The organism is Ammoniphilus soli, from assembly GCF_040813775.1.
The window spans coordinates 91,805-105,825 of the sequence record NZ_JBEGDL010000017.1 but is presented as its reverse complement, the minus strand read 5'-3'; the positions used below and the strand labels follow the sequence as shown (position 1 = coordinate 105,825).

Here is a 14,021-nt window from a genome sequence, read left to right as displayed (position 1 = left end):
AAAAACCACATTTTATTACAATTATTTTTTCAGTGCTGTTAGCTTGATGGGCATGGGGTAGTACCAAGATTTTTGACAAAACATACGCTAAGACATTTTCTGGAAACGAAAAACCGGTTTTTCCTACGCTAATGAAGGAAGAACCGGTTTTATAGTTTATTAAGCTATAGATCCTCGATAGCACGGGGACGGAATTGGCATGTCCCTTGATTCGTTGCTGCGGTAACGGGGGCTAATTTAATAACAATAACCATGGTAAATCGAAACTTCCACAGTTTGGAACCGTATTAAACAGAAAGTAGATTGAGGAGGATAGAACTTAATGTCAAATGGGACAAAAAGGTTCTTTAAGATATTTGCTAAGAACATTAAAGAATCAAAAGAGTGTATAACTGACAGGTATGTAATTTTGGTTGTGATTGAACTACCATGAAAATAAAATTCTCTAACTCCGAAAAAAGACAAAACCAAAGAGGACCCGTCTCATTCGTTTAAAAAAATGGAGAGAGCCTCAATTCATTGATCTATGGATTGGATGGACTGGATTAAGAACCAGTATGGACAGTTCGGTATATTTTCATTCTCTGTGGTGCAGCGCTGGTTTTGCGCTGCATGGATGGCTAACGGGATTCAATAATTCAATACAAAGTGGCAATCCAGACGTTATTTTCATCGTTCTGGATTGCCACTTTGTTGTTTACCGGGGCTTAGTCTAAAACATTACTTTCATTTGAAGTAGCCCCCATATTCACTATGGAACTAATCCTTTTTATTTGTAAAGGTGGTATTTATTTTACAAATATTTATTAAATAAATTTTATACCTTTACAAACAGCAAATCTAGCGTTTTTTATCGTGTTAAAAAGGTATACCTTTACAAATGGTTTAGGGAAGATTTTGTTTTGAGATCTCGTACGCACGGGTTTCTGATGTAAGTCAAAAATATAGATCGGCACTTTCATCTTATAGAAATGCAATTAGGGAAAGAGTTTGAATGTGATCAATATTAAGCTATGAAGTGGATCATTGGTAAAGGGGATTGCTATATGTAGATACCCTAGACCGTTAGGACGGATTATAATGTAATCATTTGTTTGAAATGTCGTTCATGGATACTCATCATTCTCACCTTTCGTGAAGATATTTTTGTTTAGATCATAGAATTTTGCACATAACAATTTAGTCGATTTTTTTCACCTGTTAAACTAGTCATAGATAGTTTGAACGTATTTTCAAGAATATTTAATCAATTTTACATTTGTAGTATAGTCCAATACGATATAACGGACGAAATGTTCCATGTTTTTGGAGCAAAATCGGACAAATCCATTGTCCCCCGATACAATTCAGAGGTCCGATACCAATTTTTCCGTCTCTTTGGTCCAATACTCGCCTTGCTTTCATCTCAAAACAGGGATCTCAGAGGTGACATCGAAAGTAGGGAAGCTTGGTGGGTTTGAACGGCGATCCGAATCATACATAACACTTTAATCCCAACGAATGCGGTAATATTAGATTTTGATCCATCTGAAAACAGAGAACGAAGGATTTGCTGGGTTGTTTAAGAATCAAATCGATCAGTCCATTTCTGTTTGGTAAAATCCCAGGATCAGGCTGTGCTATCAGCCCTCATACGACAGAACGTATAGCTATCCTGTTAGAAAAAGATAACTAACCTGACTGGGTCTAGTTGTCTTTTTTTGTTGGCGTTACAATTAGGTAGCCAAATAGAGACTTAATTACTTAATAACATTATGAAAGTAAGCCCGGGATTACTGTAAATAAAGACAAGTTGTTTAAAATTGAGCAGACTACTATTACGGAAAAATCACATGAATGAGAGTTGTAATGAATGGGTTAAAAAAAATTTTCGAAACAAATTATCACATAGCGGATTAGCTTGTTTTTAATTGAAAAAATTATGTGATAATATCATTTTAGATCAAGAAAAAACGCTTTCATAAAGTATGAAATATTCGCTGTAATTGGAGGGAATATATGGATAATTTTAAAGTGATTATGTTAGGTACTGGTGCACCACGTCCGAATATATTAAGATCTCAATCTGCACACGTACTCTTTCTTAATGAATTGAAAGTTCTTGTTGATTGTGGAGATGGCACTACGCAGCAATTAATGAAATCAGGCATTGAACCAGAAGAAATAAAACATGTTTGGTTTACTCATCTTCATTCTGATCATGTGATGGGATATGCTTCATTTTTACTTGGAGGTTGGGCTTCAGGCCGTCGGGAATTAACGATAGTTGGTCCGGAAGGAACGAGAGACTTTCATAAAAAAACAATAGACTTATATAAGGAAGATATTGATTATCGGGTTTCTATTGGTATTTCACCAGCTGGATTATTAGATAATGTAAATATTATTGAAGTGAAGGATACTGGACGAATAGAATGTGACATCCCTGCAACCGTAACGACGACTCCAGTCATTCATAATGTTCCGACTTTTGCTTACCGGTTTGATTTCAACGGACATTCTATAGTCTTTTCTGGAGATACGATACCATCTCCAAAGCTTGTAGAACTGGCAAGGGGAGCAGATGTTCTGATTCAAGATGCTTGTTTAGTTTTTCCGAAAGGAAGAGAAGGAGACCCGGAATTTAAAAAGGTATATGAAAATTTGAAAAAGGAGCACTGTTCACCAGCTCAAGCAGCAATAATAGCAAAGGAAGCAGAGGTTAAAAAGTTGGTTATGACCCATTTTATGAGAGGAACCGATATTCAGAACGTGATACAAGATGCATCGAAACATTTTGATGGGGAAGTTATTGCGGCAAGTGACCTTCAAACAATTGAAATTATTCAAGAATGAGGAGGATATAGATTGAAACTCTTAAATAAGGTAGCCATTATTACAGGGGCAGGTTCTGGGATAGGGAAAGCAACCAGTTTATTATTTGCAAAGCAGGGAGCAAAGGTTATCATCGCTGATTTAGACGAAAAAAATGGCCTAGCAACGAAAGAAGAAATTGAGCAACAAGGTGGTGAGGCTCTATTTATTGCGACAGATGTGAGTGAAGAATCGGATATAATCAACTTGATAGCTCAAACGATTGAGCAATACGGAAAGATTGACGTGCTTTTCAACAATGCAGGCGTAACAACTGCTTTTCAAAATGCTGAAAATGTGACTATGGATACCATTGATCGGATACTTTCAATTAATGTCAAAGGATCTTTTTTAGCGGCTAAACATGCGATACCATATATGAAAGAACAAAAAGACGGAGTTATTCTGTTCACGTCCTCGATGACAGGAGTGAGACCCGTGCCCGGTTCTAATATTTATGCTGTAAGTAAAGGGGCGCTGGTTACAATGACGAAAGCATTAGCTATCGAGTTGGCTCCATTTAATATAAGAGTGAATGCAATTTGTCCGGCAGTTGTAGATACCCCGATGCTAGAGGAAATTATACTTGGTGAAGATAAAATAGAAGGAATTGCATCTTTTATTAATAATATTCCTTTGAAAAGACTAGTTACAACAGATGAAATCGCCAATTCCGCCCTCTATCTAGTGTCAAAAGAAGCAGAGATGATTACTGGATCGGCATTGCAGCTGGATGGAGGAAAAGGCTTATAACCATACGTTTTAAAGCACTAATATAATATTTGATTTCAAATAATAGTATCAAATTACTAGATATGTAGAAGGGGGTTGTCAATAATGGAGATAAATTTAATTGATACCACGTTTAGGGACGGGTCTCAAAGTTTGTGGGCATCAGGCATGCGAACAGGTATGATGGAATCGGTTGCGGATGATATGGATCGTGCCGGCTATGGAGCGGTTGAAGTACCGGTTATCCCCATATTTTTCAAAAAATTTGTACGAGATTTAAAAGAAGATCCGTGGGAAATGGCACGTATGTTGGGGGAAAAGATGCCAAATACAATTAAAGGTTGTATGGGAGGTCCCTTTATCCAACCATTTGAACTGGCATCATCTGAACCGTCTGTTGTGAAGTTGTTTTTTGAACGTCTTATTGCCACTGGGGCATTAAACCGAATTCAAATCATGGCCAATATTTTTGGGAGACTGGATAAATCTTTTCCTTGGTATATTCCGTTTTTACGAAATCAGGGTGTCGAAATTGCATTGGCTTTATCTTACACGATTTCTCCGAGACACACCGATGATTACTATGCTGAAAAAACGCGAGAACTTGCAGCGATGAAACCCAATGTGATTTATCTAAAAGACCAGGGTGGTTTGTTGACAATAGACCGAATTCGGACCTTGCTGCCAATTATTTTAAACAACGCCAACAATATTCCGGTAGAAGTACATTCACATTGTACAACCGGACTTGCCGAAAGTGTTTATATGGAAGCTTTAAAACTTGGAGCGAGAACCCTTCATACGGCTATTCCTCCATTAGCGGATGGATCATCACAACCTTCTGTATTCAGTACGATTCAAAATGCAAAATATCATGGTTACACCAGTAATCTTGATATAGAAAGAGTGAAAAAAGTATCTGAACGGCTTTTTGAGATGGGTAAAGAAGAGAAAATGCCTGTCGGTGCTCCATTACAATATGATTATTCACAATATATTTACCAGATTCCAGGGGGGGTTATTTCAAATTTAAAACATCAACTAAAACAGCTAAATTTAGAAGAACGTCTTGATGAAGTGTTAGAGGAAACTGTACGCGTTCGTCAAGAACTTGGCTATCCGGTTATGATTACCCCGTATTCACAATTTGTTGTCAGTCAGTCAGCACTTAATGTAGCAACAGGAGAACGATATCAGATTATTATTGATGAACTCATTCAATTTGCCCAGGGAACTTTCAGCGAAGATTCCGGCTATACTTGGATGGATCAAAATTTGAGAGATCGTATTTTAAGCCTTCCAAGGGCAAAAGAATTACAAATTCATCAAGACAAAGATACACCGATTCATAAAATCAAAGAACAGTTTGGTGGACCTCATTTGTCAGATGAAGAATTTTTACTCCGTTATATTATGAAAGGGACACAGGAGATTGAAGCGATGCGTATGGCCGGCCCTTATAAAAAATATTTCTCTGCTTCTATGCCAATCTTAAATCTTTTGGACAAGTTGGGTAAGTCGAAAGTTACACACGTGGAAATTAAGAGTCAAGATAGTTTATTAGTCCTGAAGAGAAAAACACATATCTAATTTTTGAATAATTGTTTTGTTTATTAGCCTATGGTCTTAAGCCATACTAAATTGCTAGAAAAGGGAAGTGGAAAATGAATAAATTCCGTGCATTTGTTTTGGATTTAGTGAATGGTAATAGACAAATGGATATTAAACAGTTTTCAAACAATGATTTTCCCGATGATGAGGTTACGATTCGTGTAGCTTATTCTAGTGTGAATTTTAAAGATGCACTGGTGGCTATACGTAACCAGTTTGTCAAATCTTATCCTATGATACCTGGGATTGATTTGGCAGGAACAGTTATTGGAATCCAAAAATAAATGTTTCAGGAAAGGCGATTCTGTAATTGTTACAGGTTATGAATTAGGAACCTCCCATTATGGTGGTTACAGCGAAATAGCCCGAGTGTCAGCTAATTGGGTAGTTCCATTACCTGATGGCCTAAGTTTAAGGGAAGCAATGATTCTTGGTACAGCCGGATTTACAGCCGCTCTGTCCATTCAACGTTTAGAGGATAATGGCTTACATCCAACACAAGGTCCAGTGCTCGTGACAGGAGCTACTGGTGGTGTCGGCAGTATTTCGGTCGATATTTTATCAAAGAGAGGGTATGAAGTTGTTGCTAGTACAGGTAAAGCTGGTGAGCATGACTATTTAAGGCAATTAGGAGCAACGCACATTATCCATCGTGATGAGATTGTTGATTCGGAACAACAATCGATACGAGAGGAACGTTGGGCTGGAGCTGTTGATACAGTAGGCGGTAAAACCCTTCAATATGTGTTAAGCACGCTCCAATATGGTGGTTCAGTGGCCACATGTGGATTAACCGGAGGAATGGATGTGGTGACTACGGTACGTCCTGCTATTTCAAGGGGGGTGAATTGGCTCGGGATTGATTCGGTATACTGCCCGTTTGAAACGAGAAAAAAAGTATGGAACAGTTTAGGAAAAGAAATGAAGCCTCAAAAATTAAACGAAGATATTGTTAATGAAATTTCATTGGAAGATCTTCCTGAAGTCCTATCCAAAATTTTAGATGGAAAAATACGTGGCCGAACGATTGTTAAAATGTAAGTTGGACGGATTATGATGATCCGGACAAAACGAATCAGCCCGTCGAAACTTAAATTATTTGAATTTATTAAATTTAGATATAATTATTATTGGGAGGGACTTTCTAAATGTTCAGAAATAATTACCGTTGGTTCATAATGAGTTTTATCTCCATCCTAATGGTTATCAATTTTATGGACCGAGTCGTTGTATCTATTGCCACTGGGCCCATAATGAAAGAATTTGGATTCACTAATACACAATGGGGTATAATTTTAAGCGCTTTCTTTTGGGGGTTGGTTCCCTTCTCCCTTATAGCTGGAGTAGGAGCTGACAAGTTTGGGCCCAAAAAGATCTGGGTATGGGGTGTAACGTTATGGTCGGTGTGTACCATGGGAACGGCATGGGCCTGGAATTTTATATCACTCGTGGTTGCGCGAGTTCTTTTCGGTGTTGGAGAAGGACCTACTCTATCAAATGGAATACGAATCATGACCAACTGGATGAGTCCAAAAGAATATGGCAGCGCGACTGGGGTTGCTTTTGGTGGAATATACCTTGGACCAGCTTTTGGTGCTCCGATAATTGTATGGATGATTAGTGAATATGGCTGGCGTATGCCTTTCTATGTAATGGGATTATTAGGTCTGATTTGGGTATTGGGATGGTATAAATGGTTTACAGATCGCCCGGAAAATAATAAGTATGTGAGCAAAGAGGAAAAAGAGTGGATTCTAAAAGAACAAGAGGGAATTGCTTCATCTTCTACGGGAGAACAACAATCTATTAAGCAGTTATTAATGATCCCGAAGGGAGTACGTGGAACCATTATCGCAAATTGGTGGTCGGCATTCTGTTTCGGCTACGCCCTTTACTTTCTTATGACATGGCTTCCCGGTTATTTAAATATGCAACGTGGATTTGACATGAAATCCATGGGATTTGCCCTTATGTTCCCATGGATCGGTGCCGCATTGGGGCTTGTGTTTGGTGGAAGATTTTCAGACTTTCTGTTGAAACGAACGGGAAGTAAACGGATTGCGAGAGCATATCTCACTGCCGGAAGTTTTTTGGTGGTAGCCGTAACTTTGTTTTATGCAGTCAAGGTAGACTCTGCTCTATATGCCATTATCCTTCTTACAGCAGCAGCGATGGTTAACGCTGTTACTGGAGCGCTGGTAGCCCCGGTCGTCGTTGATACAATGCCAGAACAGGCGGGATCACAAGGGGGACTTCTGCAATTGTTCCAAACATTCCCTGGAATATTTGCACCGATTCTTACTGGTTATATCGTTGATTCAACTCAAAGTTTCAATTATGCTTTTTACTTTGCAGCATTTCTAGTTCTAACAGCTACGATTACAAGCTTTGTATTCATCCGGCCACCCCAACAACAGCATGCTGCTGAGAAAGAAAAGGCACTTATCATGACTCACTAAATCAACCAATTTAGCCATGATCGTAAATCGTACAAGGATACTCACGGTTCAGTTTGTACAGCAGGTTTTATTCGTAAAACTGCTGCTTATTGGACCGCGAGTTTCCTTATTTATCTGAAGTATCAACAAAATCGTATTGCATTAGTTTAAGGTTAGGGGGATGATTTTAATGATAATGGAAAAGTTTAGACTTAGTGGAAAGGTGGCTCTTGTCACAGGCGGTGCGAGCGGGATTGGATTAGAATATGCAAAAGCTGTTGCTGAAGCGGGCGCCAATGTTGCTGTTGCAGATATTAATTTGCAACGTGCGGAAGAGGCAGCGAGGGATCTTTCGGAAAAAACCGGGAAGTCCATAATTGCACTACAAGCTGACGTCGCAAACGAATCGGATGTTGAAAAAATGGTGGCCGATACAGTGGATAAATTGGGCAGGCTGGATATATGCTTTGCAAATGCGGGGATTAGTGAAGGTGGATGTTCTTTTGACGAATATTCAAAAGATACTTGGGATCGTGTTATTGGCATTAATTTAACCGGTGTATTTTTAACTAACCGTTCGGCAGCTAAAATAATGATTGCTCAAGGAAGCGGTGGAAGTATTATAAATACTGCTTCAATTTATGGGCATGTTGGGGCTGCTGGAGATACCTGTATAGTCGGATACACCGCTGCGAAGGCAGGGGTTGTCAATATGACCAAAACTCTGGCGGCTGAGCTTGCTCCTTACAATATAAGAGTAAATTCTATCGCACCTGGTTTCATTCGCACCAATATTGCAGGGGGTTTTATGGATCCCGAAACTAATAACCCTAAATATTTATCGCGTCAGGAAAAACTAGCTAACATGACGCTTTTAAAAAGGCTAGGTAATTCAGAAGAATTACAAGGTATTGCTTTATTTTTAGCTTCGGAAGCTTCGTCTTACTGTACGGGTTATTCATATGCCGTTGATGGTGGTTGGCTAGCTGTGTAAGGTACAAGTGGAGCATGGACCGGTGGGTTGACTGTATTAAGGAAACCATGCTTCAATATACATTAAAGATGAACCATCTATTGATCAATTTTTATAGTGGGCATGATGATATGGTAGAGGAGAAGGTGTGAATAAAATTGAGTAATAATACCATCGAGACGGTGCAAAATGCTATGCAAATCTTATGCTTGTTCACTATAGAAAAACGAGAATGGACATTAACGGAGATTGCTCAACAAAAAAACATGAACATTAGCAATACGAAGCGTCTCTTAAAAACTTTAGAAGAGTACGGGTATTTGAAAAAAAGAGAGGGAACCAAAAAATACAGGCTCGGCTTGTCTACCTTGCGATTATCCGGCATTGTCACCGCGACGATGGAAATTCACCGAGAAGCTCAGCCTATTTTAAAAAATTTAGTTGATGAGCTTGGTGAAGCTGTGCATATTGGAATTCTAGAAGGGACAGAGACTGTCTATTTGGACAAAATCGAAAGTATACACCCTGTCCGTTTATCTTCATACACAGGTAAACGAGTTCCGGCGTATTGCACCGGATGCGGAAAAGTGATGCTTGCTTTTAAAGAACAGAAAGTTCAGGCAGGCGTCATTCAATTAATGGAACAGCAAGGTTTTTATCCGTTTGGTTCAAAAACGGTTCGAAATGCGGGGGAATTAAGAGAAAGCCTTGATCAGATTAAAGAGCAGGGTTATGCTGTTTGTGTGGATGAATTGACTGAAGGAATTACCACTATTGCGGCCCCTATTTATGATTATAATGAATCGGTCGCTGCTGCGATCAGTATTACGGGTCCAAGTAAGCGAATCGATATTCCTAAAAGTATAAAATATGTTCTGAAAGCAGGAAAAGAAATTTCGAGAAGGCTAGGTTATATTTATTAATATGAACTACGATAAAAAGACAGAATTACGGGAAATGAAACAAAACAAATTTTCGTCTCTTGAAAACGCATTACGACTATTGGGTCTATTCAGTTTTGAGGAACCGGATTTAAGCTTGAAAGAAATTGCGGAAAGGCTTTCAATTGCTGACAGTACGGCTTACCGCTTGCTATCTACACTTAAAAATGAGGGTTTCATTGCGAAAGATCACATTAATAATAATTATCGGCTAGGTGTTTCCGTACGCGCGCTGGAGTCGGTTGTCATGAAAGACCTGCAGTTATATCAACTATCAACGCCAATTTTGTCTTCACTTGCTAAAAAGGCAAATGCAACCGCTTCACTCTGCATTTTGTATGAAGATGAAACGTTGTATATTAACACTGCAGATTCGGAGAACCCCATTTATGAAGGATTAACGTTCATCGGGAAATCTCAGTCTGTCTTAAGTACAAGTGCTGGGAAAGTGTTGATTGCATATCACACATCTGAAGATATGAAAAACACAATGTATATGTCAAATTTAATAGAAGGTGTCCCAATTGATTCAGTGGAACGACAGCGCATTCAAAAAAATGGATATGCGATCAGTTATAACAACTTTTTCTCCGGTTTAACATCCATTGCGGTACCAGTTAGAAATGAAGCAGGTCAGGTTATAGCAGCGATTGAATTAATTGGCCCCGAACAGCGTATTCAACAATCAGCTATTCATAGATTTGTAGAAATGGTAAGAGAAGCCGGGTTAGAGCTGGAACAAGTCATAAAAAGAAATACTTAAGTAGAATAGGTGTATTTGACACGTTTGAACAATATAAAAATGCCCATAATCCTCAAACTGGGGTTATGGGCATTTTATTTGTCTGGGAGTACAGGGAAGTCGTTTACTAGTCGAGGCTATATCTAAATATTTTTTAAATAAAAAACATAAATTGTCACATAGAGAACTGAACGGTTTTTAAATGACAAAAAATCATGTTATGATCTAATTAAGCAAATGGAAACGCCTACATTGGAGGGGGAGAGCAGATGATCTATGAAAAAATCAAGGAAGAGTTTATTGAGCCAGATGTAGAAGTGGAAAATATTCAAAATGCTAAGTTTCAAAAACAAATGGATTACATCTTTGGGAAATCGCCATTTTATCGTAAGAAATTTCAAGAGGCTGGGATTGTAAGAGGTGATATCAAACAATTAGCTGATTTAGGGAAATTGCCCTTTACCTATAAGGATGAAATTAGAGAAAGTCAAAATACACTGCCGCCGCTAGGATTACATGCCGTTGCTGAGATGAAGGATATAATTCGAGTTCATTCTTCTTCTGGGACGACAGGTCGACCCACTTACGTAGGGATTACAAAACATGATTATGATGTATGGACAGAAATGCTGGCAAGAGTTGCTTATACACATGGCATAAGAAAAGAGAGTAAAGTTGTTTTTGCCATGGGGCTTTCCTTCTTTGTTGGAAGCTCATTCAAGGATGGAATTGAAAGATTGGGTGCGACTTTCATTCCTATCGGAACAGGTGCCTCTGATCGGGTCATCAGAAGTATCATCGATTTCAAGGCAGATGCTTTGTTTTGTACGCCTTCCTATGCCACTTATTTAGCTGAATTTGTCAGAAAGAATTACCATATGGAGCCTTCTGACTTGGGGATTAAATTAATGTCTGTAGGTGGAGAGCCTGGAGGTGGGCTACCCGAAGTTCGAAAAAAAATTGAACAGGATTGGGGCTGCAAAGTAGTAGAAGCCATGGGCAATGCGGATATGGCTCCTGTGATGTTCGGTGAATGCCAAGAGCAAAATGGAATGCACTTCATCGGATCTGATTACGTCATTTGTGAAATTATTGATCCGGAAACAGGGGAGGTTCTACCTCATGCGGATCATATGGAAGGTGAGCTCGTTTATACAGCTATTGACCGTGAGTGTGTGCCGCTTGTCCGGTTCAGAACAAGAGATTTAGTTCAAGTGGATACCACGCCATGTAAGTGCGGTAAGACAAGTTTCCGTCTGCGCTGTATCGGGCGAACGGATGATATGTTAATTGTCCGAGGAGTCAATGTTTTCCCATCTGCTATTAAAGATGTAGTGAACAGTTTCAGACCGAGAACAACAGGTGAAATTCGCATTCTTTTAAACGAAAAACCACCTTTAGCCGAGCCGCCGCTTCCAATTAAAGTAGAGTACTCCAAGGACCTAAATGAAGAGGAAAGACGCGCGTTAAAGAAAGAATTAGAGGCTGTTTTACGCTCCAAGTTGTTTTTTACATCGGATGTTCAATTAGTTCCAGAAGAATCGTTGCCGCGTTTCGAAATGAAAGCAAAACTGACAGAGGATTTATATAAAAAGTAGATTAGAAAGGTATTTTGAAATTTCACTAGTTGTAAAAAATAAAATTAAAAATAAATGAAATGTATTGGAGGAAAACAAGATGAGCAAAAATGGATGGGATCTATTCACTGACAATCAAGTTAAAAATATCATTGAGCTTATTCAAAAATTGGACGAATCCTCATTTGACTTTTTAAAGCTGGAAAATCAAGATCTTAAAATTGTGATCGGTAAAAACGGTGTAGTAGAGAGCAATGATGTCCAAGGGAGAAATGAACAACCTGTCACACCAAATAATGTGATACCAATATCCACAATTGAATCTCATTTAGATGAAGCAGCTGCAACAGTAGAGCCGGTTATTCGAGAAGCAGCTCCAGTCAAAGAGGCTGCTAAAGAACAAGAGGGAATCATTACGATCAAAGCTTTAACAGCGGGGTTGTTTTATGCACAGCCAGAGCCAGGTGCCGCTCCCTATGTGAAAGTGGGAGATCGAGTGGAAAAAGATACAACAGTTGGATTGATTGAAATTATGAAAGTTTACAGTGCCCTTACTGCCGGTGTTTCAGGGGAAATTGTTGACATTCATGTTCAAGATGCCCAGCTTGTCGAATACGGACAACCGTTATTCTCCGTTAAAGTGAATTAAACAAGTCAATTGGATACAGGGAGAGGGGGATTTCAAATGGCAATTTCACGAATTTTCATTATTAATCGCGGCGAAATCGCTGTTCGTATTATTCGAACATGTAAGGTACTAGGCATCGAAACCGTGCTTGCTGTTTCAGAGGCAGACCGAAATAGCTTACCAGCCAGATTAGCGGATAAAACGGTTTGTATCGGACCGGCAAGTGCTGCAAAGAGTTACCTTAATATTCCGGTAATTATTACGACGGCGTTAGCGGTTGGCGCGGATGCCGTCCATCCAGGCTATGGATTTTTATCAGAAGTGCCGGAATTGGCCACCGCGTGTGTGGAAAATGGTCTGATCTATGTGGGACCCCAGCCGGAGCACATACGGAAAATGGGGAATAAGCTGGTCGCCCGCTCCATCGCACAAGAGTGCGGCGTTCCCGTCCTTCCGGGTTCCGAAAAAGTTTCTTCTTATGATGAAGTCATCCATACTATCGAAAAAATTGGATTGCCTGTCATGTTAAAAGCCGCTGCTGGAGGCGGTGGTCGCGGCATGAAGATTGTCACAGAGAAAGAAAATATCAAAACGGTGTTTGAATCCGCATCGGCAGAAGCAAAAGCGGCTTTTGGCGACGGAACAATGTATGTAGAAAAGTATATTGCGAACGCCCGTCATATTGAAGTGCAAGTGTTAGGAGATAAATATGGAAATGCCATTCACCTGGGAGAACGGGATTGTTCCACTCAGCGCAGGCATCAAAAATTAATTGAAGAAGCGATGGCGCCCAATGTATCGGAGGAGCTCCGCCAAGAAATCCGGAATGCAGCCGTCCGATTGGCAGAAAACATTTCCTATGAAAATGCGGGTACTGTCGAGTTTATCGTGGATCAGGATGCCGGTACGTTTTATTTCCTTGAAATGAATACGCGAATTCAGGTGGAGCATCCCGTGACAGAAGCCATTACAGGAGCGGATCTTATTCAGGAACAGATTCATGTGGCCAATGGGGAAAAACTCCGATTTGCCCAAACCGACATTCGATTCTCCGGTCACGCCATTGAGTGCCGGATCAACGCGGAAGCACCGGAGGAAGGGTTCCGTCCCACCCCAGGGTTGATTACGAAATGGGAAATGCCCCAAGGCCCTGGTGTGAGGGTGGACACCCATTGTTATCAGGGGTATACGGTACCCGTATTCTATGATTCCATGATTGCCAAGGTGATTGTTCATGGCCATGATCGCTCCCACGCGATTAATAGAATGCTAGTTGCTTTGGAAGAGTTTGCGGTGGAAGGGATTCGTACAACGATTCCGTTTTTGAAAGAAATATTAAAGAACGAAGATTTTTCAAGCGGACGGGTCCATACACGTTTACTAGAAAAAATGATGCAAGAAAAAGTAATGCAGTAAAAAAAGTAAGGAAGCATTCGTCCTGGATCAGGGCGAATGCAGTTGTTTCGATTTGTGGCGGCAGGTATTCTTTCGATGATTCCGTACTTGAAAGAAATAATAAGGAGTTA

Annotated in this window: 10 protein-coding genes and 1 pseudogene; all 11 read left to right on the top strand. The window is 39.7% G+C overall.

All coding sequences use genetic code 11. The features are described 5' to 3' along the window. Positions 1–1,998: 1,998 nt before the first annotated feature. The 11 genes and pseudogenes from ABLT31_RS25575 (at position 1,999) to accC (ending at position 13,911) form a co-directional block, all read left to right on the top strand. Positions 1,999–2,835: an MBL fold metallo-hydrolase gene (locus ABLT31_RS25575; protein ID WP_367757131.1), complete on the top strand. Its 837-nt coding sequence runs from the start codon at positions 1,999–2,001 to the stop codon at positions 2,833–2,835. Between the two features lie 12 nt (positions 2,836–2,847). Then, complete coding sequence (locus ABLT31_RS25570) at positions 2,848–3,606, top strand: SDR family NAD(P)-dependent oxidoreductase (protein WP_367757129.1); 759 nt, start codon at positions 2,848–2,850, stop codon at positions 3,604–3,606. An 84-nt stretch (positions 3,607–3,690) separates the two neighbouring features. Continuing rightward, the gene (locus tag ABLT31_RS25565; RefSeq protein ID WP_367757127.1) at positions 3,691–5,175 is read left to right on the top strand and encodes a hypothetical protein; all 1,485 of its coding nucleotides are present in this window, start codon (positions 3,691–3,693) and stop codon (positions 5,173–5,175) included. 74 nt (positions 5,176–5,249) lie between these two features. Next, positions 5,250–6,237: pseudogene (locus tag ABLT31_RS25560) on the top strand (acrylyl-CoA reductase family protein). 107 nt (positions 6,238–6,344) lie between these two features. Beyond that, complete coding sequence (locus ABLT31_RS25555) at positions 6,345–7,655, top strand: MFS transporter (protein WP_367757125.1); 1,311 nt, start codon at positions 6,345–6,347, stop codon at positions 7,653–7,655. A gap of 169 nt (positions 7,656–7,824) precedes the next feature. Continuing rightward, a complete protein-coding gene (locus tag ABLT31_RS25550) occupies positions 7,825–8,628 on the top strand; it encodes an SDR family NAD(P)-dependent oxidoreductase (RefSeq protein ID WP_367757123.1) in 804 nt (267 codons plus the stop codon). A gap of 137 nt (positions 8,629–8,765) precedes the next feature. Further along, positions 8,766–9,530, top strand: coding sequence for an IclR family transcriptional regulator (locus ABLT31_RS25545; protein ID WP_367757121.1), 765 nt, complete (start codon positions 8,766–8,768; stop codon positions 9,528–9,530). A gap of 1 nt (position 9,531) precedes the next feature. Beyond that, positions 9,532–10,311 carry an IclR family transcriptional regulator gene (locus ABLT31_RS25540; protein ID WP_367757118.1) on the top strand — a complete coding sequence of 260 codons (780 nt, stop codon included), beginning with the start codon at positions 9,532–9,534 and terminating at the stop codon, positions 10,309–10,311. A gap of 248 nt (positions 10,312–10,559) precedes the next feature. Beyond that, positions 10,560–11,888: a phenylacetate--CoA ligase family protein gene (locus tag ABLT31_RS25535; protein ID WP_367757116.1), complete on the top strand. Its 1,329-nt coding sequence runs from the start codon at positions 10,560–10,562 to the stop codon at positions 11,886–11,888. A 79-nt stretch (positions 11,889–11,967) separates the two neighbouring features. Beyond that, on the top strand, positions 11,968–12,516 hold the full coding sequence (locus tag ABLT31_RS25530; RefSeq protein ID WP_367757114.1) for an acetyl-CoA carboxylase biotin carboxyl carrier protein: 549 nt from the start codon (positions 11,968–11,970) through the stop codon (positions 12,514–12,516). A 36-nt stretch (positions 12,517–12,552) separates the two neighbouring features. After that, entirely contained in the window at positions 12,553–13,911 is a 1,359-nt protein-coding gene (gene accC, locus ABLT31_RS25525) for an acetyl-CoA carboxylase biotin carboxylase subunit (RefSeq protein WP_367757112.1), read from the top strand. Positions 13,912–14,021 lie beyond the last annotated feature (110 nt).

Bases quoted from the DNA above. Each gene is read 5' to 3' on its own strand.
- ABLT31_RS25530 (WP_367757114.1), top strand. From the start codon at position 11,968: ATGAGCAAAAATGGATGGGATCTATTCACTGACAATCAAGTTAAAAAT.
- ABLT31_RS25575 (WP_367757131.1), top strand. From the start codon at position 1,999: ATGGATAATTTTAAAGTGATTATGTTAGGTACTGGTGCACCACGTCCG.
- accC (WP_367757112.1), top strand. From the start codon at position 12,553: ATGGCAATTTCACGAATTTTCATTATTAATCGCGGCGAAATCGCTGTT.
- ABLT31_RS25550 (WP_367757123.1), top strand. From the start codon at position 7,825: ATGATAATGGAAAAGTTTAGACTTAGTGGAAAGGTGGCTCTTGTCACA.
- ABLT31_RS25540 (WP_367757118.1), top strand. From the start codon at position 9,532: ATGAACTACGATAAAAAGACAGAATTACGGGAAATGAAACAAAACAAA.
- ABLT31_RS25535 (WP_367757116.1), top strand. From the start codon at position 10,560: ATGATCTATGAAAAAATCAAGGAAGAGTTTATTGAGCCAGATGTAGAA.
- ABLT31_RS25555 (WP_367757125.1), top strand. From the start codon at position 6,345: ATGTTCAGAAATAATTACCGTTGGTTCATAATGAGTTTTATCTCCATC.
- ABLT31_RS25565 (WP_367757127.1), top strand. From the start codon at position 3,691: ATGGAGATAAATTTAATTGATACCACGTTTAGGGACGGGTCTCAAAGT.